The following is a 22,328-nucleotide window of genomic DNA, read 5'->3' as shown; positions in this document are numbered from 1 at the left end:
CTCCTCGCTTGAATTGCTTTTGCGCGGTTATAGGCGCTTTCGCGCCGTTTCGACAATCACGTCGAAAGCGGTTTCCGCGTCCGCCTCGGTCATCTCGAACTGTCCCGCCTGGAACCGGATGACCAGGCGCTCGCCGACGCGCGTCTGTGTCAGGTAGATGCGGCCGTCATCGTTGATCGCGTTCAGCAGCGCCTGATTGTGCTGATTCGCGTCGCCATCCGTCCGGTGGCAAAAGGAGAAGAGCGACAGCACCGGCTCGGTGACGATCTCGAAATCCGGCTCCGCCGCAAGGCGCTGCGCCAGCCGCTGTGACCAGGCGACGTGATTTCGGATCATCGTCTTCAGTCCGGACAGGCCGTGATAGCGGATCAGGAACCAGAGTTTCAGCGCGCGAAAACGCCGGCCGAGCGGCACCGACCACTCCGAGTAGTTGATGATGCCGTCCTTGCCGTGCGTCTTCAGATATTCCGGCTGGATCGCCAGCGTCCGGACGAGGTCGTCCGGATTGCGCAGGAAATGGGCCGAGCAGTCGAACTGGGCGCCGAGCCATTTGTGCGGATTGAACACGACCGAATCGGCGCCTTCGACACCCTTCCAGAGCGCGCGGAATTCCTCGCAGATCATCGCCGCGCCCGCCCAGGCGGCATCGACATGGACATAGAGCCCGTAGCGTCTCGCAACAGCGACGACGGCGGCGATGTCATCGCACGCGCCCGTGCTGGTGCCACCCGTGCAGGCGACGATCCCGGCCGGTCGGTAGCCGGATTCGAGATCGACCTTGATCGCCGCCTCGAGCGCGGCGACATCCATTCCGCGCAGCGGACCCACCACCGGAATCCGGACGAGGTTGTCCTCGCCGATGCCGGAAACCCAGATCGCGCGGTCGATGGAGGTGTGAACCTGGTCGGAGGCATACACGCGCACGCGCGCCCCGCCCGGCAAGCCATTCTTGTTGCCTTTCCACTGCAACGCCCGTTCGCGCATCACAAGTACGGCGGCAAGCGTCGCCGAGGAGGCCGAATCCTGGATGACGCCGGCAAAGCTTTCGGGCAAACCGATCGCCTGCCGCAGCCAGTCGAGCACCTTCGTCTCCAGTTCGGTTGCCGCAGGCGAGGTCTGCCAGAGCATGCATTGTGCCGCCATGGCGCTGACGAGATACTCGGCGACCACGGAAACGGGGGCGGCATTGGCCGGAAAATAGGCAAAGAAGCGCGGATGCTGCCAATGGGTCATGCCCGGAACGATCTTTTCCTCGAAGTCGGCGAAGATCCGTTCCATCGGTTCGCCGACCTCAGGCGGCCTGGTCGGAATGCTGGCTCCGACTTCGCCGGGCGCCAAGGCCGGTCGCACCGGCCGCTGCCGGATGGTCTGCCTGTAGTCCGCGCCCCATTCGGCCGCCTTGGCCGACCACTGCCTGAATTCACCTGAGTCCATGTCGTTGCCGCTCCTCGCTCAATCCATCGACATAAATGCTTTTTCGATGGACCGATCAAGTCGGGCGTCGTGCAGGCGCGCTGCCCTCGCCATCGATCCGGAAGACATGGCGCCTTGCTCTTCCAGTCGACAGGGACCACCACGCGGCCCGCGGCCGGCCGGCATGCGCTCGATGCCGATGCGTCAGCGCCATACAACAACAAAACGCCCCGACGAGGCGGGGCGTTTTGATCCGTTCAGTGCAAATCCATGCCGCCAAAGCCGCCGGTCAGATGTCCAGGTTGGCGACGTTAAGGGCATTCTCCTGGATGAATTCGCGGCGCGGCTCCACCTCGTCGCCCATCAGGCGCGAGAACAGCCCGTCGGCATCGGTGGCATCGGAAACACGGACTTGCAGCAGGGACCGAACGTTCGGATCAAGGGTCGTTTCCCAGAGCTGTTCGGCATTCATCTCGCCAAGGCCCTTGTAGCGCTGCAGGGCCAGACCCTTGCGACCGGCCGCGAAGATCGCGTCAAGAAGCATGCGTGGTCCGCTGATCTCGACTTCCGAATCCTTGCGCTTCAGCTTTGGGGGAATGGCGTAGATGTCCTTCAGCCGCAGCGACAGCTGGTCCAGGTGGCGCGCATCGGACGAGCCGATCAGGGCCATGTCGAGATGGGCAAATTCCCTCACCCCACGCACGGTGCGCTCGAACGCCAGCCCGCCATCGGCGGCGACGGATGCGCTCCAGCCCCGCTCGGTTTCCTCGGCAATCAGGTCCAGCCGGCGTGCCACCTGTTCGGCCATCTCGGCATAGTCTTCGCGGTTGTGGCTCAGTTCCAGGTTGAGCGCGCCGCAAATGGCCGCCTGCTCGACGATGGCGCGACTGTAGCGCGAATGCAGGCCGTCGAGCAGCGCGCGCAGCCGCAGCGCATCCTGGATCACCTCGCGCATATCCTGTCCGGCGCGGACCTCGCCCGAGCCGAGCTCGAGCGCCGCGTCTTCCAGGCCCGCCGAGATCAGGAAGTCGTCCAGCGCCTTCTCATCCTTGAGGTACTGGGACGACTTCCCGCGCGACACCTTGTAGAGCGGCGGCTGGGCGATGTAGAGGTGGCCGCGCTCGATCAGTTCCGGCATCTGGCGGAAGAAGAAGGTCAGCAGCAGCGTGCGAATATGCGCGCCGTCGACATCCGCGTCCGTCATGATGATGATCTTGTGATAGCGCAGCTTTTCCGGGTTGAACTCGTCCTTGCCGATCGAGGTGCCGAGCGCGGTGATCAGGGTGCCGATTTCCTGGCTCGACAGCATCTTGTCAAACCGGGCGCGTTCGACGTTGAGGATCTTGCCGCGCAACGGCAGGATGGCCTGGTTTTCCCGGGAGCGGCCCTGCTTCGCCGACCCGCCGGCCGAATCGCCCTCCACGAGGAAGAGTTCGGATTTTGCCGGGTCACGCTCGGAACAGTCGGCAAGCTTGCCGGGCAGCGAGGAGATGTCGAGCGCCCCCTTGCGGCGCGTCAGCTCGCGCGCCTTGCGGGCGGCCTCGCGGGCGGCGGCGGCCTCGACCACCTTGCCGACCAGCACCTTGGCCTCGGAGGGATGCTCCTCGAGCCAATTGCTCAATGCTTCGTTGACCAGGCTCTCCACCACCGGCCGGACCTCGGACGAAACGAGCTTGTCCTTCGTCTGCGAGGAGAACTTCGGATCGGGGACCTTGACGGAGAGAACGGCGGTCAGCCCTTCTCGGCAGTCGTCTCCGGTCAGGGAGACCTTCTCCCTCTTCAGGATGCCCGAGCTCTCGCCATAGGCGACGACCTGGCGCGTCAGCGCGCCGCGGAAACCGGCAAGGTGCGTGCCGCCGTCACGCTGGGGAATGTTGTTGGTGAAGCAGAGCACGTTCTCGTGGTAGCTGTCGTTCCACCACATCGCCACCTCGACCGTGATGCCGTCGCGCTCACCGCGGATGGCGATAGGCTTCGGCACGAGCGACTTCTTGGCGCGGTCCAGAAAATGGACGAAGGCCTCGAGGCCACCGTCATACATCAATTCGTCCTGCTTGACGTCGGAGTGGCGCCGGTCGGTCAAAAGAATGCGCACGCCGGAGTTCAGGAAGGCCAGTTCGCGCAGCCGGTGCTCGAGCGTCTGATAGTTGAACTCGATGTTGGAGAACGTCTGCGGGCTCGGCAGGAAGGTCACTTCGGTGCCCGTTTCCTCACCGCAGTCGCCGGTCACCCTCAGCGGCCCGTCGGCGACACCGTGGGTGAAGCTCATCTCATGGATATGACCGTTGCGGCGGATCTTCAGCCTCAGAGAAACCGAGAGCGCGTTCACGACCGAAACGCCGACGCCGTGCAGGCCGCCGGAAACCTTGTAGGAGTTCTGGTCGAACTTTCCGCCCGCGTGCAACTGGGTCATGATGACCTCGGCGGCGGAGACCCCTTCCTCCCTGTGGATGTCGGTCGGAATCCCGCGTCCATTGTCGGTAACGGTCACCGATCCGTCGGCGTTCAGTGTCACGGTGACGATATCGGCGTGCCCGGCCAGCGCCTCGTCGATCGCGTTGTCCACCACCTCATAGACCATGTGGTGCAGCCCCGAACCGTCGTCCGTGTCGCCGATATACATGCCCGGCCGCTTGCGCACGGCATCGAGGCCCTTGAGCACCTTGATGGAATCGGCGCCATATTCGGCCTGGCCGCTGTTTTCGGTCTCATGCGTATCGGTCATGCGGGGTGTCTTTCCAGGGTTCCATGAGGAGCATGGACGCGGCGAATCACCGCGCATCCAGCCCATCGAATATAGGGATTTTGGCCCAGCTTTCCAAATCTTGTGGCCGCCAATAGCGGCAGAAATCAGGGGATCACGTCATTTTGCCCGGCTATTGCAGGCCTTTTCGAGAATGCCGGCGAGGCGCCGGATGGTTTCGGGCGGCAGATCGCGAATTTCCGCCGCCAGACGATTGGCGAGGGCCGTGTATTCCGGCGGCAATCCGGCCGTATCGACCGTAATTTTCGGGTCGGAGATGCGCGCCAGCCGGAACAGTTCCTCGGCCTCGTCCCAGATGACGTTGAAGTAGCCGGCGACGCGCTGGAGAAAGTCGAAGCTCGGCATACCGCGCCGACCGTGCTCCAGCGCCGAAAGATAAGCCGGCGAAACGTTCAGGGCCGCCGCCATCTCCTTTTGCGACACTCCCTTCTTTGCCCGCAGGTGTCGGACCGCGACGCCGAACGGGGTCGTCATGACCGGTCCGCCTTGTGGCGGGCAAGCCGCACATAGAGGGCGCCGTCACCGCCGTGATTGCGCGCCGCCGGCTCATAGGAGGAGATCAGCGGACGGAACTCCGGCAACGAGAACCAGAGCGGGACCGCGCGCTTCAGCGCCCCGTCGCTGCCGATGGATGCCCCTTTGCCGGTGATCACCAGCACGTGCCGCATGCCCCGCGCGTGCGCCTTGAGCAGGAAGCTCAGGAGCAGGCCGTGCGCTTCGCTCTGGATCATGCCGTGCAGGTCGAGCCGCGCCTCGAGCGCCAGATGGCCCTTGGCGATCTTGCGCTTGACGGGACGCTCCAGCGGGTGAAGGCGGCGCTCGCTCGGGGCGCCTGTCGTTATCCGGATTCCGCTATCCTTTGTCACGCTTCGCTGCGCTTCGGGCGTTTCGGCAGCCACCGGAGTCACCTCGTCCTTCGGCGCGAGAAACGCCTCCAGGGCCTCCAACTCCTGCAGCCGGCCCGGCAGGGCCCTGGCACTTCGCGCCACCTTGCCCCAAAGAATGCGGTCCTCGCCGCTGAGGGGCTTATCCTTCGTCATGCTGATATCTCTGGGCAGCCGTTCTCGGGACGAAGACATAAAAATCGGCAGGGTTGCGGACATGACCCGCAAGGGCCCCGGCGGCATCGCCGGAACCGGTAAAGATGTCGCCGCGACTCGGCCCGACGATAGCCGAACCCGTGTCGAGTGCCAGCATGGTCCGGGCAAAGGGTCCGCCGCCATCGAGATGGGTCAGGCCCTCGCTGCGGATGAAGAACGGCGTGCCGAACGTATGGATCTGGCGGTCGACGGCGAGCGATCGCCCGGCGACGATGGGTACCTTGGCGGCTGCAACCGGACCCAGCGCCGGATCCTCGACGGGCGCCTCCCGGAAGAAAATGTAGGACCGATTGTGCCAGAGCACCGCGTCGACCTGTTCGGGATGGCGGGCGAGCCAATCGCGGATCGAGGCCATCGACACCGTGGCCGCATCGATCTCGCCGCGCTCGATCAGCAGCTTGCCGATCGGCGAGAAGCGATGGCCTGTCTTGGCGGCATAGGTAATGCGCCGGACGGTCCCATCGCGGTAGTGAAGGCGCGCCGCGCCCTGGATGTGGATGAAGAAGACATCTACCTTCGAGCGGCAATAGGCGATTTCCAGACCGCGGCCGTGAAGCAGCCCCTGGTCGATCGCCGCCCGGTCGGGATATTCCTCGATGCAGCCGTCGCGAAGGCGGCCGAAGGCGAAGTAGGGATCGAAACCGGCCGGCCGATTGGCCTCGTCGATGTCGACCATATCGTCCGGCCGGCGATAGAACGGAAAGCGGAACTCCGCGTCCGGCTCGGCCCGGACCTCGACCTCCGGCTCGTAATAGGCGGTAACGAGCCCTCGCTCCCCGTCGGTGCGGTCGATCAGGAACGGCTGGAACCAGGCCTCGAAGAAGGCTCGCCCCTGTGCCGGATTCTCCGGCGAGTGCTTGCCTGCGGCGGTCAACGCCGGCAGCAGGTCGGCGGCGGTGACGCCAAGCGAGCCGGTACGATAGGGCTTTGCCGTCATGAGATGGTGGCGACAGCGCTCCAGCATATCGAAGAGCGCTGTCGGATCGTCCTCCGTCCATCCGGGCAGATCCGGGAAAGCGACCGGTTTCAGACGGAATTCCATCTTGCCGATCAGCCTTCCGATTCGGTGGCGATCAGCTTCCAGTTCGGATCGCGCGAGCGGACATCGCGGGCGAAAGTCCAGATATCGTTCACCTCGGCAACCGCTTCCGCATCACCCTCGATCAGATTGCCATCCTTGTCGTAGGTCGCCGAAACCAACTGGCTGACGATCCGGACCGTGATGTTGACCTCCTGGTCCTTGACCTCGGCAGCGACGATGTCGGCCTTTTCGATGCCGACGAAATTCGATTTCACCACCTCGCCCTTGCTCTCGCGCTCCGAGATGGCGGCATCGAAGCCCTCGTAGACCTCGCGCGAGAGTAGGTTCTTCAGGGTCTTGCGATCGCCGTCGGCGAAGGCGACAACGATCATTTCGTAGGCCAGCTTGGCGCCATTGACGAATTCATTCGGACTAAAGGACGGGTCGCCGTCGACGACGCGGCGCAGCGCTTGGTTGAGCGGCCCGGCGGGGGTGAAGGCATCGACCTGCGTGTAAGGCCCGTCTTCGCCCTCCGTTCCGTCCCGGCGCGGCAGGGTGACGACCTTGCCGCGGTCCGGAGCAGCCGATTCGGCCGGCTCGCGCCGCGAATAGGGATCGAAGGGTGGTTTCTCGTTGCCCGTGCGCCGACCAAGAACATTGCGCAGCTGCAGGAAAATCACAACCGCCGCCACGAGGAAGAAAACCGTTACAAAGTCGAATGAGCCCATATGATCCGAAACCACCGTTCACCTTTTTTGAATTCTTCCATATAGTCCGCAAACGCCCAATCTTCAAATGTCGACGACACCGTTCACTCGATTGTGCCACGGCGCAGGGTTGACCATCGGTCGTCGAAACGGGAAAACCGCCAAACCCAAGGCACGCGGCAACGATCGGGCACCGCTCATGGCACGACCACTCATCGCTCTTTTCCTCCTGTCTCTTCCGCTCCTGGAGATCGCCGGGTTCATCGTGGTCGGGCGGCGCATCGGTCTTGGGCCGACCTTGCTGTTGGTCGTTGCGTCCGCGATGATCGGCCTGGCACTGCTGCGGCGCCAGGGTTTTCAGGCTTTGGCGAAGCTGCGCCAGAGACGTCTTCCGCAAGATCTGCCGGCCGAACGGTTTTTCGATACCGCCATCGTCCTTCTTGCCGGACTGCTTCTGATCGTGCCCGGCTTCGTCACGGACGTGATCGCGCTGTTGTTGCTGGTGCCGTTCATCCGGCAGCACCTGGCGAGCCGCCTTGCAAGCCGTATCGTCGTGGTCGACCTCGGCGCCGCGGCCGATCCGCACGCCACCAGACAGTCCCCGCCACGCACGATCGACCTCGATCACGGCGATTTCACGCGGAAGGACCGTCATTGAGCCAAGCCGGTGCCGAGCCTCGCAGGGTTGTAAGCCCTGGGGCGAAGTGCTAGATCGCTGCCCACCATTTTCGTCCGAGGAAAGATCCATGGCAACCGACAACGCATCCGCCAACAGCGCGGCGAGCCCATCCATCAACATCCTGGCCCAGTATGTGAAGGACCTTTCCTTTGAAAACCCGGGGGCACCGCGCTCTCTGCAGGCGCGCGACAAGGCGCCGTCGATCAACATCAATGTCAACGTCAACGCCAACCCATTGTCGGAGACCGAATTCGATGTGATCCTGACGCTGAACGCCGAAGCGAAGGACGACACGAAAGTCCTGTTCAACGCCGAGCTGGCCTATGGTGGTGTGTTCCGGATTGCCGGCTTCCCGCAGGAGCACATGTTGCCGGTCCTCTTCATCGAATGCCCGCGCCTGCTGTTCCCGTTTGCCCGCCAGATCATTGCGGACGCGACCCGAAACGGCGGCTTCCCGCCGCTGATGATCGACCCGATCGACTTTGCCCAGATGTTCCAGCAGCGCATGGCCGAGGAACAGTTGAAGGCGAAGGTTGCGAGCACGACCAACTAATCGTCTCATCGACAGTAAAGATGAAACGCCCGGCTCCGGCCGGGCGTTTTGCGTTTCGTCGCGATCCTTCGGATTTGTTTCCCCCGATCTGGGTCAACAGTATGGCGGTTTCGCAAAACCGCGGCTCACTTTTGCGCTAAACGCTTTAGCCCTGCTGGTCGTATTTGAGCCAGATCGCCTTGGCGCCCATTTTTTCGACCATTGCGGCATGGGCCGCGATTTCGTCGGCACTGATGCGGGGCGGCAGCGGCCGCGGGCGCTGCGCAATCGGCAACATGATCTCTTCGCCATCGGCTGCGTCAAACGCCTCGCGCCGCTCGGCAACCCCCAGCCCTAGGGCCGCCTGGCGTCCGCCGATCATCTCGATATAGACTTCCGCCAGCAATTCGGAATCGAGCAGCGCCCCGTGCTTGGTGCGGTGCGAGTTGTCGATGCCGTAGCGCCGGCAGAGCGCGTCGAGCGAGTTCGGACCCATCGGATGCTTGCGGCGCGCAAGTGCCAGCGTGTCGGTCACCCGTTCCGCCGGAACCGGCGGTATGCCGAGCCGCTCGTACTCGGCATTGATGAAGCCCATGTCGAAGGTGGCGTTGTGCGCCACCCAGCGGGCTTCGCCGAAGAAAGCCTGCAGATCCTCGACGATGTCGGCAAACAGCGGCTTGTCCTTCAGAAACTCGTCGGAAATGCCGTGCACCGCGAGCGCGTCGGGATGCACCTTGCGGTCGCCTGGGTTGATGTAGACGTGAAAGGTGCGCCCGGTCGGAAAATGGTTCTCCAGTTCGATGCCGCCGATTTCGATGACACGATCGAGACGGTTGTCCAGGCCGGTCGTTTCCGTGTCGAAGATGATCTCACGCATCGGCACCATTTCCTCTTCTCAAGCGCTCGACAAGCTGTTCCACCTGTTCGCGCGCGGCTTCAAGCCCGTTGTCGGTGTTGACCACAAAATCCGCCCGGGCCCGCTTCTCGGCATCGGGGATCTGCCGCGCCAGCAGCATGGCGAACTTCTCCTCCGTCATGCCCGGCCGCGCCAGCACCCGCCGACGCTGCGTCTCGGGATCACAGCTGACCACGACGGTCTTGTCGACGCGGCGGTCTCCGCCGGTCTCGAACAGAAGCGGGATATCAAGAACGACGAGCGGGGCGCCCGCGGCACGCTGCGTCTCCAGGAAGATGGTCTCCTTCCGGCGCACGAGCGGATGGATGGTGGCCTCCAGGCGCTGGAAGTCCTCCGGCCGAGTTGCCAAATGCGCCGCGAGCGCCTTGCGGTCGACCGCGCCGTTTTCGACGACGCCGGGAAACGCCTCGCCGACGGGGCCGACCGCTTCATTGCGATAGAGCGCATGCACGGTGGCGTCTGCGTCATGCACCGGAACACCGAGGGAGCGGAACATCTCGGCGGTCGTCGACTTGCCGGTGCCGATCGATCCGGTGAGGCCGAGAACGATCATGCGTGGCGCTCCATGTCGTCGATGATGCGCTGGCGAAGGGGGGCATCGACGACGGGGCGCCGGCCGAACCATTTTTCGAAACCGGGAACGGCCTGGTGCAGCAGCATCCCCAGGCCGTCGACCGTCGCCAGGCCCTGCCGTTCGGCCTGAAGCAGGAACGGCGTCTTGAGCGGCACGTAGACGATGTCGGTGACAATCGCCCCAGGAGCGAGACCACCGAAATCCAGTTCCGGGGCCGCGGCGCCATCCATTCCAAGCGAAGTCGTGTTGACGAACAATCCGGCCCCGCCAATGACCTCCGCCAGAGCCTCGACAGGATGGGCATGGATCTTCGGACCGAAGCGGTCCGCGAGTTCGACAGCGCGGGCGAGCGTGCGGTTGACGACGTGGATCTCCGCAATCCCCCGATCGCGCAGCGCCTGCAACACCGCCCGGCTGGCGCCGCCGGCTCCAAACACCACGGCGCGTCCCGCGCGGTCCCAACCGGGAGTCCGCTCGTCGAGATTGGCAACAAACCCGTGTCCGTCGGTATTGGTCGCGTGGACCAGCCCGTCCTCCAGCCAGAGCGTGTTGGCTGCACCCAGTTCCTCGCTCAGCGCGTCCGGCCGGTCAGCCAGTCGGAACGCAGCCTCCTTGTGCGGGATCGTCACATTGCCGCCGACAAACCGGCGGTCCGCGCCTTTCAGGTCCGCGATGAAATCAGCGAAGGCCTCCGGCGCCACGTCCTGGCGGGTGTAGCTGCCTGGAATGCCGAGCGTCTCGAGCCAATAGCCGTGGATCAGCGGCGATCTGGAATGCTTGATCGGATGCCCGACGACGAAGGCGTGGTTAACAAATGTTTCACGTGAATCACGCATCGATCGCACCCATTTCCCTCAACTGGGCGAGCAGCGGCAGCAGCGGCAAGCCAATGATCGTAAAGTAGTCGCCCTCGATCTTTTCAAACAGTTGGATCCCCTCGCCTTCCAGTTGGTAGGCGCCGACGCTGGAAAGCGCCTTGTCACCGACCCGGGCAAGGTAACGTTCGATGAAGGCATCGGACAGGGAGCGCATCGTCAGCCATGCTGTCGAGACATGCCGCCACTCCGTCTTGCCGCCAACCGACAGGACGATTGCGCTGTTGAGCGCGTGCGTGCGGCCGGACATCGCGCGCAGGTGTTCCTTGGCTTCCCTGAGGTCGCCCGGCTTGTGAAACACCCGGTCGTCCAGAGACAAGGTCTGATCCGATCCGATCACGAGGTGTCCGGGATGCCGCCGCGCCACGTCGCTCGCTTTCGCCTCGGCCAGATGCAGCGCCACCTCCGAAGGTGACGGCGATCGGGACGCAAGCCCGGCCTCGATCACCCGCTCGTCGATGTCGGCGGCGATCGCGTCGAAGGAGAGACCGGCATTTTCCATCAGCATGCGGCGAAAGGGGCTTTGGGAGGCGAGGATCAGGGTCGGGGTCATGGCGCTCACGGGACAATACTCCCTTGGCTTAGCGAAGCTTGGGCCGCAGGGCAACAATGGCGGCGGCGGTCTCCTCGATCGACCGGCGCGTGACGTCGATCACCGGCCAGTTGTGGCGAGCGCACAGCGAGCGTGCATATTTCAGTTCCTCCGCGATCTGGGCCCTGTCGGTGTAGTCCTCGCCATTGAAGTCCTTGGCCGCGCCGAGGACACGGTGCTGACGAATCTGCGCAATCCGGTCGCTGGTCGCAATCAGGCCGACAACCAACGGCCGTTGCACCTGGGACAGTTGTTCCGGCAGGGGAACTCCGAGCACGATCGGAATATTGGCCGTCTTGATGCCGCGGTTGGCGAGATAGATGCTCGTCGGCGTCTTGGAGGTCCGGCTGATGCCGATGAGGATCACGTCGGCCTCCTCCAGGTCGGCGGGCAACTGGCCGTCGTCGTGGTCCATCGTGAAGTTGAGCGCTTCGATCCGGGCGAAATATTCGGCGTCCATCACGTGCTGGGCGCCGACGCGCCGGCGCGACGTTGCTCCGAGATAGGATTGGAAAACGTCGAGAATCGGCTCGAGCACGGAGACGCAGGGCAAGCCCATCTCCCGGCAGCGTTGGTCAATGACGGCCGAGAGTTCCCGATCGACGATCGTGTAGAGCACGATTCCGGGCGCTCCATCGATCGCATCGAGAACGGGAGCAAGCTGTTTGCGATTGCGGACCAGCGGATAGACGTGTTCCAGCGCCTGCGATGCCTGGAACTGCGCCGCAGCAGCGCGCCCGGCGGCGATCAGCGTCTCGCCGGTCGAGTCGGAGATCAGATGCAGGTGAAAGTAGTTTTTCGGGTTCTCCACATGATCCTCCGGACGCTGTTGATAAGGCGGGATAAAAACGGCGGAACCGGGCGGCGCGGCCGAGCCTCTGGGAAAACCGTCACCTTTTCCACAATTCGCGATTTGGTGGACGCTACTTCCGGCGGCTTGTGGACAACCGAAACCGGGCGACATTGTGTCACGCGAATTCCATGTCTGTCCACAGCCGGATCGAATGCGTTGCTCTTGTAACGCATTGAATGTGATGACGTTTTTTTAGTATCCACAAGTCCATCGCCTTCGGTCGGCATTTTTCCAAGCGCTTTTGCCCCGCTCGGCTGTCTGTGGCTTTGTGTGGAGGGAATTTAATCCTTGATACTCACCGACTCTAAGAAATAGAAACCTCTTCAATAAGAATTTCTTTGTTAGAAGGAGAACGGCAAAGTTGGCGAGCGGAACGCGAAAGATCGTCGAAGTCCTGAACGGAAAGACCGTTACCCCACCCCCGGTCTGGCTGATGCGGCAGGCGGGCCGCTACCTGCCGGAATATCGCGAGACACGCGCGAAGGCTGGTTCCTTTCTCGATCTGTGCTACTCGCCCGATTACGCGGTTGAGGTGACGCTGCAGCCGATCCGGCGCTACGGCTTCGACGCGGCGATCCTCTTTTCCGACATTCTGGTGATACCGGATGCGCTGCAGCGGCAGGTTCGCTTCGACGAAGGCCACGGGCCACGGATGCAGCCGCTTGCCAGCGAGGACATTCCCGCACTGGCGGCAATGCCGGTCCTCGACCACCTCCAGCCGGTGATCGAGACGGTCCGGCGCCTGCGGATAGAACTGCCGACGGAGACGGCATTGCTGGGGTTCTGCGGTGCGCCCTGGACCGTTGCCACCTACATGATTGCCGGCCACGGGACGCCCGACCAGGCGCCGACACGGTTGTTCGCCTACCGGGAACCGAAGGGCTTTGCGGCGTTGTTGGATATCCTTGCGGAAAAATCGGCGGAGTACCTCATCGCCCAGATCGATGCCGGCGCCGATGCGGTTCAGATCTTCGATTCCTGGGCCGGTGTTCTCGGCGAGAACGAGTTTGCCGCCTATGCGGTGAAACCTGTCCGGCGCATCATCGATCTCGTGAAGGCACGCCGCCCTCAGGCAAAGATCATCGCTTTCGCCAAGGGAGCGGGATTGTTCCTGAAGGATTACCGCGAAGGCACGCGTGCCGATGCCATCGGGCTTGACTGGACCGTTCCCCTGTCTTTCGCTGCCGATCTTCAGAAGGAAGGCCCCATCCAGGGCAATCTCGATCCGCAGCGGGTCGTCGCCGGCGGGGACGCGTTGCGGGACGGCATCGATGCCATCTTGCAAGCACTCGGTAACGGTCCGTTGATCTTCAACCTCGGCCACGGAATCACGCCGCAGGCGGATCCGGCGAACGTCGCCGCGCTCGTCGACCGGGTCAGGGGCATTTCGCGATGAGCAAGCGGCAGACAGGTCGATCGGTCGGTCGCCGCGCCGCGCGGCGTGCCGCGCTCGTCCTGGTGTTTTTCACCGCCGCTGCCGCCGCCTTGGTCGCCTATCCGCCGGCGGATTTGGCCCTCTGGGTGAAGGCGCTGCACGTCGTTGCGGTGATCTCCTGGATGGCCGGCCTGCTCTACCTGCCGCGCCTGTTCATCTACCACACCGATGCCGCCAGGGGTTCGGCTCTGTCCGAGACCTTCAAGACGATGGAAGGGCGGCTGTATCGCGTCATCATGAACCCGGCGATGATGCTGAGCTGGGTTCTCGGCCTCTATCTCGCTTGGTCCGTCTACGGTTTCCAGGGCGGCTGGCTGCATGCCAAGCTTGCCTTTGTGCTGCTGTTGACCGGGGTGCATGTCTTCTACGGCCGATCGGTCGCTGCCTTTGCCCGTGACGACAATCGTTTCAGCGCGCGGCAATGGCGGTTTCTTAACGAGATGCCGGCGCTGCTGATGGTGGTGATCGTCATCCTCGTCGTGGTGAAGCCGTTCTGAGGCTTCTGGCGGCCGGGTGTCGATTCCTGACCGGAAATCGCTTGAGCCCCTTGCGGGGTTCCACGTGAATCGCTATTTTCCGCCCATCTCATCTTTCGTGGCATGTGTATCCCGCTTCGTGAGCTGCATTCCCCCCGGCAGTTCTGTCTTGACCCGCACGCCAGCTTTTCACCTCGAAATCACGCATGGTCCCCCTTCATGGCTGAAATGAAGCTTCAAGAACTGAAAAACAAAACGCCGACCGATCTTTTGGCCTTTGCCGAGTCGCTCGAGGTCGAAAACGCCAGCACCATGCGCAAGCAGGAGCTCATGTTCGCGATCCTGAAAATGCTCGCGACCCAGGACACGGAGATCATCGGCGAAGGCGTCGTCGAAGTGCTTCAGGACGGTTTCGGCTTCCTGCGTTCGGCGAACGCGAACTACCTGCCTGGTCCCGACGACATCTATATTTCGCCGTCGCAGATCCGGCGCTTCTCGCTGAAGACGGGCGATACCGTCGAGGGCCCGATCCGCGGGCCGAAGGAAGGCGAGCGCTACTTCGCGCTGCTGAAGGTCAACACGATTAATTTCGACGATCCGGAAAAGATCCGCCACAAGGTTCATTTCGACAACCTGACGCCGCTCTACCCGAACGAGCGCTTCAAGATGGAGCTCGATGTCCCGACCTCGAAGGATCTGTCGCCCCGGGTCATCGACCTTGTGGCGCCGCTCGGCAAGGGCCAGCGCGGACTGATCGTTGCGCCGCCGCGCACGGGTAAGACGGTGCTGCTGCAGAACATCGCCCACTCGATCACCGCCAACCATCCGGAATGCTACCTGATCGTTCTCTTGATCGACGAGCGGCCGGAAGAGGTCACCGACATGCAGCGCTCGGTCAAGGGCGAAGTCGTGTCTTCGACATTCGATGAGCCGGCCACGCGCCACGTGCAGGTCGCCGAGATGGTGATCGAGAAGGCCAAGCGGCTGGTGGAGCACGGCCGCGACGTCGTTATCCTGCTCGATTCGATTACCCGGCTTGGACGCGCCTACAACACCGTCGTGCCGTCCTCCGGCAAGGTTCTGACCGGCGGCGTCGATGCCAATGCGCTGCAGCGTCCGAAGCGGTTCTTCGGCGCCGCCCGCAACATCGAGGAAGGCGGATCGCTGACGATCATCGCGACCGCGCTGATCGATACCGGCAGCCGTATGGATGAAGTCATCTTCGAGGAATTCAAGGGGACCGGCAACTCGGAAATCGTTCTCGATCGCAAGGTCGCCGACAAGCGCATCTTCCCGGCGATGGACATCCTCAAGTCCGGCACGCGCAAGGAGGACCTGCTCGTTCCGCGCCAGGACCTGCAGAAGATCTTCGTGCTTCGCCGTATTCTCGCGCCGATGGGCACGACGGATGCGATCGAGTTCCTGATCGACAAGCTGAAGCAAACGAAGAACAACGGCGACTTCTTCGATTCGATGAATACCTGAGCCGGATTCTTATCCGGATTCAATCTGGCGGCGGGGTGTGCGATGCGGCGCCCCGCCGCTGTTCGTTGCGCTGACCATTGGCGGGCAATGCTGGACGCCGCCGTTTCCATGGTGTATCGAACGTCGGAATTCGGCGAGATGGCGGATGGTGCCGCCGCGCCCAGCCAAACCCTCCGCAGTTGTGATGACTATGGGTGTCAACGATACCATCTTTGCGCTTTCGAGCGGCGGGCTTCCGTCCGGCGTTGCGGTGATCCGCATCAGCGGACCGGGCTGTGCGGATGCGCTTGTAGCAATGGTCGGCAAGATCCCGCCGCCGCGCCACGCCTCACTGTGTTCGATTCGTAACCGAAACGGCGACGTCCTCGACCAGGGACTGGTGCTGTTCTTTCCCAATCCGGCTTCATTCACCGGCGAGGATTCGGCCGAGCTGCACCTCCATGGCGGTCGCGCCACCGTGCGGGCGACGCTCGATGCGCTCGCGGCTTTCCCGGGCCTGCGGCCGGCCGAGGCCGGCGAGTTCAGCCGGCGGGCCTTTCACAACGGCAAACTGGACCTGGTCAAGATCGAGGGCCTTGCCGACATTGTTGCCGCGCAGACCGAGATGCAGCGCCGTCTGGCGCTCGAACACGCTGCCGGCGGCGTGTCCAGGCTCTATGACGATTGGACGCGGCGGTTGACGCATGCCCGGGCAATGATCGAGGCCGAACTGGATTTCGCCGATGAGGACGATGTGCCCGGCGCGATCGCACAGACGATCCGCGAGGATCTGCGCGCGATCTGCGCCGAACTCCGCCGGCATCTGCAGGGCGCCCGGGCCGGCGAAATTATTCGCGATGGCCTGACGGTCGTCATCACGGGTCCGCCAAATGTCGGAAAATCCAGTCTTATCAATTATCTGGCTGGACGCGATATCGCCATTGTCACCGACATCCCCGGCACCACGCGTGATGTCATCGCAGTGGACCTCGACCTGGACGGCTTTGCCGTGCGGGTGCTGGACACGGCCGGGATCCGCGAGACCGCCGAGGTGGTCGAACAGGAAGGCATCCGCCGCGCCCGATCTGCTCTTGCAAGTGCCGACCTGATCTTGCGGCTGGTGGACCGGAGTGAAGATTTTGCTGCCGTCTCCGCCGCCGATTGCGCCGATCGCGGCGCGCCTATTATCTACATTGCGCCGAAATCGGACCTGGACGACGGATCCGGGGCAAGCCTCGGCGAGCTCATGCCGATCTCCACCCGGACCGGCGACGGCATGGATGCGCTGCTCGATCGCATCCGCCAGCATCTGCCGCGATTGACGGACGCTGCCGCCTTTGCGATCCCGTCACGCGAACGGCACAACGCCGCGTTACGGACCGCGCTTCATGCGATCGAGGACGCGCTGGCCTTTGATTCGGAGAGCCTGGAGCTGCAGGCGGAGAGCCTGCGTCTGGCTGCGAACGCCGTCGGCCGCATCACCGGGCGCGTCGACGTCGAGAACCTGCTCGACGTGATCTTTTCGGAATTCTGCATCGGAAAGTGATTCACGTGAAACAGTGATGCAACGCCAGCGAGTCTGATGGGGTGTTTCACGTGAAACGATTCCATGGTTGAACGAACGCCAGATGGGAAAAGGCTATGAAATACGATGTTGTCGTTATTGGCGGAGGCCATGCCGGATGCGAAGCCGCCTCCGCGTCGGCCCGCGCCGGGGCGCACACCGCGCTGTTGACCCATTCGCGGCAGACCATCGGCGTCATGTCATGCAACCCCGCCATTGGCGGTCTTGGCAAGGGCCATCTCGTACGCGAGGTGGACGCGCTGGACGGGTTGATGGGGCGCGTCGCTGATCGGGCGGGGATCCAGTTTCGCCTGTTGAACCGCCGCAAGGGTCCGGCGGTGCGGGGGCCGCGGACCCAGGCCGACCGCCGGCTCTACCGCGCCGCGATGCAGGAGGAGATGGCGTCCACTGCGAACCTCGACGTCGTCGAGGGCGATGCCTTCGATATCGAGTTCGATCGCGACGGGATCACCGCCGTTCACACCGCGGACGGACGGCGAGTCGCCTGCCGGGCCGTCGTGCTGACCACCGGAACGTTCCTGCGGGGGATGATCCATATCGGCCACGAGACGGTCCCCGCCGGCCGCGTCGGCGAGAAGCCATCCGTTGGGCTGTCGGACACCCTCGCCCGCCTTGGCCTCAACCTGGGACGCCTGAAGACCGGCACACCGGCTCGCCTGTCCGGCAAGACGATCGCCTGGGATCGGGTCGGCCGGCAGTCGGCCGACGCGGACCCAGTCCCGTTCTCTTTCCTGACCGACCGGATTGAAAATCCCCAGATCGATTGCGGTGTCACGCGCACGACCGGCGAGACCCACCGCATCATCGAGGAGAACATCGGCCAATCCGCCATGTACTCCGGGCAGATCCAGGGTGTCGGTCCGCGCTATTGTCCCTCGATCGAGGACAAGATCGTCCGATTCGGCGAGCGCGACGGCCACCAGATCTTCCTGGAGCCGGAGGGGCTCGACGACGACACCGTCTATCCGAACGGGATCTCGACCTCCCTCCCCGCCAGCGTCCAGGCGGCGTTCATTCGCACGATACCGGGCCTTGAGCGCGTCGAGATTCTCCAGCCAGGATACGCGATCGAGTACGATCATGTCGATCCGCGCGAGCTGACGCACGGACTGGAGTTGAAGAAGCGGCCCGGCCTGTTTCTGGCGGGGCAGATCAACGGGACGACGGGCTATGAAGAGGCTGCCGCGCAGGGCCTGGTGGCGGGTCTGAATGCCGCCCGGCGCGTTGGCGGGCTCGCGCCCCAGCATTTCAGCCGCACGGAGAGCTATATCGGCGTGATGATCGATGACCTGACCTCGCGCGGCGTGACCGAGCCGTACCGCATGTTCACCTCACGGGCCGAATACCGATTGTCGCTGCGGGCCGACAATGCCGACCTGCGCCTGACACCGATGGGGATCGAACTGGGGATTGTCGGTGCATCGCGCCGCGAACGGTTTCGCGCGTGGCAATCGGACCTCAGCCGGTTCCGTGCCCTGGCGCAGTCCCTGACGATCACGCCCAGCCAGGCGGCACTACATGGTCTGCGGCTGAATCAGGACGGCCAGAGACGCAGCGCCTACGAGTTGCTGTCCTACCCGGATCAGTCGGTCGGCTCGTTGGAGGCGGTTTGGCCCTCATTGTCGGAGATACCGCCGCGCCTGCGCGAGACCTTGGAGATCGAGGCCGGTTATGCGGTCTATATGGATCGGCAAGCGGCCGACATCGCTGATGTGCGACGCGAAGAGCAGCGCGCCATTCCACCGGACTTCAGTTTCAAAGATCTGCCAGGGCTGTCGAACGAGTTGCGTGGCAAGCTTGCGCAGCATCGGCCGGCCAATGTCGCGCAGGCGTCGCGGATCGACGGCATGACGCCGGCGGCAATCTCGCTGCTGCTGACGGCGCTGCGACGGCGGGAAGAACTGGCAATGGCAAATGACGCACGGAGCGCGGGGGCATGACAGTGATGGATCTGCCGCTTGCGGGGTTGTCTGTTTCACGTGAAACGAAAGAACGGCTGATTCGGTTCGCTTCGCTGTTTCAGAAATGGGCGCGCACGATCAATCTGGTCGCACCGTCGACGATGGCGGAGTTCGGCGAGCGGCACGTGCGTGACAGCGCCCAGATCTATCAGCTGAACCCCGGCCCGCAGACCTGGGTCGATCTTGGCAGTGGCGGCGGTTTTCCCGGGATCATCACCGCGATTCTCCTGCACGAAGCGGGTGGCGGCTGGGTGCATCTGGTGGAAAGCAACAACAAAAAGGCGGCGTTCCTGCGGACGGCCATTGCCGAGACCGGCGCCCTGGCCAGCGTCTATCCGATGCGGATCGAGGCGGCCCCGGAAACTATTCCGCGGTGCGACGCGATCTCGGCGCGGGCGCTGGCCGATCTGTCGCTCTTGCTCGACTTCAGTGAGCCGTGGATGAGCCGCAATCCGGACTGTCGCGCCTACTTCCACAAAGGCCGGGATTATCAGGCGGAAGTGGATAAAGCAGTTGGTCGCTGGAGTTTTGATCTGGTACAACATCCAAGTGTCGTTGAGCACGATTCTGTCGTGCTGGAGATAACGAAGCTTTCGCGGCGCATTCAGTGACGGCGGAGTCAAATGGCAAGCCTACCCAACCGGATCATCACCATTGCGAACCAAAAAGGCGGGGTCGGCAAGACGACCACCGCGATCAACCTGGCGACGGCGCTCGCGGCCATCGGCGAACGGGTGCTGATCGTCGATCTCGATCCGCAAGGCAATGCCAGCACCGGGCTCGGTATCGACCGGCGCGACCGGAAGCTGTCATCCTACGATCTGCTGATCGGCACGCACGGCATCGCTGAGATCGTGCAGCAGACAGCGGTACCCAACCTGTCCATCCTCCCTTCGACGATGGACCTGCTGGGCATCGAGATGGAGATTGCCGGTGAGAGCGATCGGGTGTTTCGCTTGCGGCGCGCGTTGTTTTCCGACGACGCGTCTGCGTATTCCTATATCCTCGTCGACTGTCCGCCCTCGTTCAATCTGCTGACGATGAATGCGATGACCGCCGCCCATTCGGTGCTCGTGCCGCTGCAGTGCGAGTTCTTCGCGTTGGAGGGGTTGAGCCAGCTGCTCGAGACAGTCGACCAGATCCGACGCTCGGTGAACCCGTCCTTGGACATCCAGGGCATCGTCCTGACGATGTACGATTCGCGCAACAACCTCGCCCTGCAGGTCGTCAACGACGTCCGCACCCATCTGGGAGAAAAGGTCTACCACACGCTCATTCCGCGGAATGTTCGTGTATCGGAGGCGCCGTCCTATGGTAAGCCGGCTATTCTTTACGATCTGAAATGCGCCGGAAGCCAGGCCTATCTGCAACTGGCCTCCGAAGTCATCCAGCGCGAACGGCAGCGCAAAGCGGCGTAGTTCTTATAGAGAGTGGCGATCATGAGTGACGACAATGCGAAGCGGCGGCTCGGCCGCGGTCTGGCCGCGCTGATCGGCGAAATGGACCAGCCAGTGGCAATCGGTGCGGCCGAGCCGCCACCGATCAATCCAGACCGGATGGTGCCGATTGAGTTCGTCGGACGAAACCCGCGCAACCCGCGCCGTTATTTCGACGAGGCGGAGTTGCAGGACCTCGCCGCCTCGATCCGCCAGCACGGCATTGTCCAGCCGGTTGTCGTGCGAACGATCGCGCCCGAACGGTTCGAGATCATCGCCGGTGAACGGCGGTGGCGCGCCGCTCAGCTCGCCGGCTTCGTCGAAATTCCGGTCATCGTCCGGGATGTCGATGATCGCACGGCGTTGGAAATTGCCATTGTCGAGAACGTGCAGCGCTCCGATCTCAACCCTCTGGAAGAGGCGCTGGGGTATGATCAGCTGATCGCCGAGCATGGCTACACACAGAACGATCTGGGCGAGATCATCGGCAAGAGCCGCAGTCACGTGGCCAACAGCCTGCGGCTGCTAAAGCTGCCGGAACCGGTGCGTGACATGCTCGCCTCCGGCGCGCTCTCGGCCGGTCATGCCCGCGCACTGGTGCCGACATCGGATCCCGTCAGCCTTGCCAAGACGATCGTCGCGAAAGGCATGTCCGTCCGCGACGCCGAGCGGCTGGCACAGAACGATATCAAGGCGCAGGCCGACCCGGAGCACCAGGGCCGCAAGCCGGCGCACAGGGAAGAAAAAGACGCCGATACACTTGCGCTCGAACGCACACTTTCCGACAGCCTCGGACTTGAGGTGACGGTCAGCCACAAGGCCGGGGGCGGCTATCTGCGCATCGGCTACAAGACGCTGGAGCAGTTGGAAGAAATCTGCCGGCTGCTGGAGCGCCGGTAGCTCGTTCCCTCATCCGCGGGCTGACTGGAGCGCGGTAGACAACAGCGTCTGCAGCGCAATGGTGCCCTCCAGCGAAGATCTTTGCCGGCTTTGCAGGATAGTGGCCTGAAGCCGCGACATCTCGCGCCGGATCGCATCGCTCCGCCACCGCTTGAGTGCCTGCTCAATCACCGGCTTGCGGCGGAAATGGAGGTGACGGCCGATGGTCGCGACCGCCTGCGACGCGTCGATGCGCCTATCGTCCATTTCCGCCCGCATCAGTTCGAGCAGTTGAAATTGTTTCAGGCAGGCTTGCAGCACAAGAAACACCGGCGTCTTGGACGTCATGATCTTCTGCATGGCATTGAGATAGGCCTGCTGATCCCCCTTCAGGATCGCGTCGACGGCGTCATCAACGGAAATCGCGCTGGCGTCGCCAATGGCGGCAAGGACGTCCTCTTCCTCGATGAGACCCTGGCCCTGGCAGTAAAGCGCCAGCTTGCGGATCTCGTTGCGCGACGCCATGCGGTCGCCGCCGATGCATTCCATCAAGCGCTGCCGGGCGGCCGGCGCGATCCGCAATCCGGCGGCTTCCAGTTCGCTGTCGATCAGTCCGTTCAGGGCGCGGCCATCGTCGGAATAGCAGGGTATCGCAACGGCGCCCCGGGACCCCTCGACGGTTTTGCGCAGCGCGGCGCCTTTTTTCAGGTCGCCGGCCTCAATGATCAGGGTGCTGGCGACCGGCGGCTCCCTGGTGAGCAGGTCCACGGCTTCCAGCAGCGGGCGCTCATTGGCGGCGTCCTTCACCCAGACCAGGCGATCGCCACCGAACAGGCCGATCGCGTTCATCTCGTCCAGCAATCGCCCTGGTTGGCCGGCAAGATCGGCCGCAGCCATCCGAACCGTTGAGAACGCGTCGTCGAGGACCACGCCGGTTGCACGCGCCAACTGGAGCGCGCGCTCCGATACCAATCCCCGATCGGGGCCATACACGAGAAAGATTCCGCCCGATCGCGGTGCACGCTTTAGAAAACCGTCAAACTCATGCGACTTGATCTCTGTCATA

The 22,328-nt window shown here is 63.4% G+C and carries 22 protein-coding genes; 10 read left to right on the top strand and 12 right to left on the bottom strand.

Annotation, left to right across the window (positions count from 1 at the left end):
- Nucleotides 1-27: 27 nt before the first annotated feature.
- The 6 genes from JNC62_RS15240 to JNC62_RS15215 all read right to left on the bottom strand — a co-directional run bounded on the left by JNC62_RS15240 (nucleotide 28) and on the right by JNC62_RS15215 (nucleotide 7,026).
- Nucleotides 28-1,434 (bottom strand): pyridoxal phosphate-dependent decarboxylase family protein, encoded by a 1,407-nt coding sequence (locus tag JNC62_RS15240; RefSeq protein ID WP_374839865.1) that lies wholly within the window; start codon nucleotides 1,432-1,434, stop codon nucleotides 28-30.
- Nucleotides 1,435-1,702: 268 nt separating this feature from the next.
- A complete protein-coding gene (gene gyrB, locus JNC62_RS15235) occupies nucleotides 1,703-4,138 on the bottom strand; it encodes a DNA topoisomerase (ATP-hydrolyzing) subunit B (RefSeq protein ID WP_374839864.1) in 2,436 nt (811 codons plus the stop codon).
- A 138-nt stretch (nucleotides 4,139-4,276) separates the two neighbouring features.
- Nucleotides 4,277-4,651 (bottom strand): helix-turn-helix domain-containing protein, encoded by a 375-nt coding sequence (locus JNC62_RS15230; protein ID WP_374839863.1) that lies wholly within the window; start codon nucleotides 4,649-4,651, stop codon nucleotides 4,277-4,279.
- Nucleotides 4,648-5,217, bottom strand: a complete 570-nt coding sequence (locus JNC62_RS15225) for a Smr/MutS family protein (RefSeq protein ID WP_374839862.1) — start codon at nucleotides 5,215-5,217, stop codon at nucleotides 4,648-4,650. The genes JNC62_RS15230 and JNC62_RS15225 overlap by 4 nt, the downstream gene beginning before the upstream one ends.
- Nucleotides 5,204-6,319, bottom strand: coding sequence for a murein transglycosylase A (gene mltA, locus JNC62_RS15220; RefSeq protein ID WP_374839861.1), 1,116 nt, complete (start codon nucleotides 6,317-6,319; stop codon nucleotides 5,204-5,206). The genes JNC62_RS15225 and mltA overlap by 14 nt, the downstream gene beginning before the upstream one ends.
- A gap of 8 nt (nucleotides 6,320-6,327) precedes the next feature.
- Complete coding sequence (locus tag JNC62_RS15215; RefSeq protein WP_374839860.1) at nucleotides 6,328-7,026, bottom strand: Tim44/TimA family putative adaptor protein; 699 nt, start codon at nucleotides 7,024-7,026, stop codon at nucleotides 6,328-6,330.
- 178 nt (nucleotides 7,027-7,204) lie between these two features.
- On the opposite strand from JNC62_RS15215, the gene JNC62_RS15210 reads away from it, so the two are divergent.
- Nucleotides 7,205-7,663, top strand: coding sequence for an FxsA family protein (locus JNC62_RS15210; protein WP_374839859.1), 459 nt, complete (start codon nucleotides 7,205-7,207; stop codon nucleotides 7,661-7,663).
- Nucleotides 7,664-7,751: 88 nt separating this feature from the next.
- On the top strand, nucleotides 7,752-8,237 hold the full coding sequence (secB, locus tag JNC62_RS15205) for a protein-export chaperone SecB (protein ID WP_374839858.1): 486 nt from the start codon (nucleotides 7,752-7,754) through the stop codon (nucleotides 8,235-8,237).
- 145 nt (nucleotides 8,238-8,382) lie between these two features.
- On the opposite strand, the gene dnaQ is transcribed toward secB, so the two are convergent.
- From dnaQ to JNC62_RS15180, 5 genes are read right to left on the bottom strand one after another with little or no spacing between them, the layout of a single operon-like run.
- Nucleotides 8,383-9,093: a DNA polymerase III subunit epsilon gene (gene dnaQ, locus JNC62_RS15200; protein ID WP_374839857.1), complete on the bottom strand. Its 711-nt coding sequence runs from the start codon at nucleotides 9,091-9,093 to the stop codon at nucleotides 8,383-8,385.
- A complete protein-coding gene (gene coaE, locus JNC62_RS15195) occupies nucleotides 9,086-9,685 on the bottom strand; it encodes a dephospho-CoA kinase (protein WP_374839856.1) in 600 nt (199 codons plus the stop codon). The genes dnaQ and coaE overlap by 8 nt, the downstream gene beginning before the upstream one ends.
- Nucleotides 9,682-10,542, bottom strand: coding sequence for a shikimate dehydrogenase (locus tag JNC62_RS15190; RefSeq protein ID WP_374839855.1), 861 nt, complete (start codon nucleotides 10,540-10,542; stop codon nucleotides 9,682-9,684). The genes coaE and JNC62_RS15190 overlap by 4 nt, the downstream gene beginning before the upstream one ends.
- Nucleotides 10,535-11,134, bottom strand: a complete 600-nt coding sequence (locus JNC62_RS15185; RefSeq protein WP_374839916.1) for a Maf-like protein — start codon at nucleotides 11,132-11,134, stop codon at nucleotides 10,535-10,537. Before JNC62_RS15185 ends, JNC62_RS15190 begins: the two co-directional genes overlap by 8 nt.
- A gap of 28 nt (nucleotides 11,135-11,162) precedes the next feature.
- Complete coding sequence (locus JNC62_RS15180) at nucleotides 11,163-11,984, bottom strand: pyruvate, water dikinase regulatory protein (RefSeq protein ID WP_374839854.1); 822 nt, start codon at nucleotides 11,982-11,984, stop codon at nucleotides 11,163-11,165.
- A gap of 403 nt (nucleotides 11,985-12,387) precedes the next feature.
- Between JNC62_RS15180 and hemE the strand changes: the two genes are divergently transcribed.
- The 8 genes from hemE (at nucleotide 12,388) to JNC62_RS15140 (ending at nucleotide 21,283) form a co-directional block, all read left to right on the top strand.
- Entirely contained in the window at nucleotides 12,388-13,422 is a 1,035-nt protein-coding gene (gene hemE, locus JNC62_RS15175) for a uroporphyrinogen decarboxylase (RefSeq protein ID WP_374839853.1), read from the top strand.
- Nucleotides 13,419-13,958, top strand: a complete 540-nt coding sequence (gene hemJ, locus JNC62_RS15170) for a protoporphyrinogen oxidase HemJ (RefSeq protein ID WP_374839852.1) — start codon at nucleotides 13,419-13,421, stop codon at nucleotides 13,956-13,958. Before hemE ends, hemJ begins: the two co-directional genes overlap by 4 nt.
- Nucleotides 13,959-14,156: 198 nt before the next feature.
- On the top strand, nucleotides 14,157-15,422 hold the full coding sequence (gene rho / locus JNC62_RS15165) for a transcription termination factor Rho (protein WP_192249995.1): 1,266 nt from the start codon (nucleotides 14,157-14,159) through the stop codon (nucleotides 15,420-15,422).
- A 190-nt stretch (nucleotides 15,423-15,612) separates the two neighbouring features.
- A complete protein-coding gene (gene mnmE / locus JNC62_RS15160; RefSeq protein WP_374839915.1) occupies nucleotides 15,613-16,947 on the top strand; it encodes a tRNA uridine-5-carboxymethylaminomethyl(34) synthesis GTPase MnmE in 1,335 nt (444 codons plus the stop codon).
- A 95-nt stretch (nucleotides 16,948-17,042) separates the two neighbouring features.
- Complete coding sequence (gene mnmG / locus JNC62_RS15155) at nucleotides 17,043-18,926, top strand: tRNA uridine-5-carboxymethylaminomethyl(34) synthesis enzyme MnmG (RefSeq protein ID WP_374839851.1); 1,884 nt, start codon at nucleotides 17,043-17,045, stop codon at nucleotides 18,924-18,926.
- Nucleotides 18,923-19,558 carry a 16S rRNA (guanine(527)-N(7))-methyltransferase RsmG gene (rsmG, locus tag JNC62_RS15150; protein WP_374839850.1) on the top strand — a complete coding sequence of 212 codons (636 nt, stop codon included), beginning with the start codon at nucleotides 18,923-18,925 and terminating at the stop codon, nucleotides 19,556-19,558. Before mnmG ends, rsmG begins: the two co-directional genes overlap by 4 nt.
- A gap of 12 nt (nucleotides 19,559-19,570) precedes the next feature.
- A complete protein-coding gene (locus JNC62_RS15145; RefSeq protein ID WP_374839849.1) occupies nucleotides 19,571-20,365 on the top strand; it encodes a ParA family protein in 795 nt (264 codons plus the stop codon).
- A gap of 21 nt (nucleotides 20,366-20,386) precedes the next feature.
- Nucleotides 20,387-21,283 carry a ParB/RepB/Spo0J family partition protein gene (locus JNC62_RS15140; protein WP_374839848.1) on the top strand — a complete coding sequence of 299 codons (897 nt, stop codon included), beginning with the start codon at nucleotides 20,387-20,389 and terminating at the stop codon, nucleotides 21,281-21,283.
- A gap of 9 nt (nucleotides 21,284-21,292) precedes the next feature.
- Here JNC62_RS15140 and holA read toward each other — a convergent pair whose 3' ends face one another.
- On the bottom strand, nucleotides 21,293-22,327 hold the full coding sequence (gene holA, locus JNC62_RS15135; protein WP_374839847.1) for a DNA polymerase III subunit delta: 1,035 nt from the start codon (nucleotides 22,325-22,327) through the stop codon (nucleotides 21,293-21,295).
- Between the last annotated feature and the right edge of the window lies 1 nt (nucleotide 22,328).

Source organism: Mycoplana ramosa, from assembly GCF_041930185.1.
Lineage (GTDB): Bacteria > Pseudomonadota > Alphaproteobacteria > Rhizobiales > Rhizobiaceae > Mycoplana > Mycoplana ramosa.
This window is presented reverse-complemented; position numbering and strand designations above follow the sequence as displayed.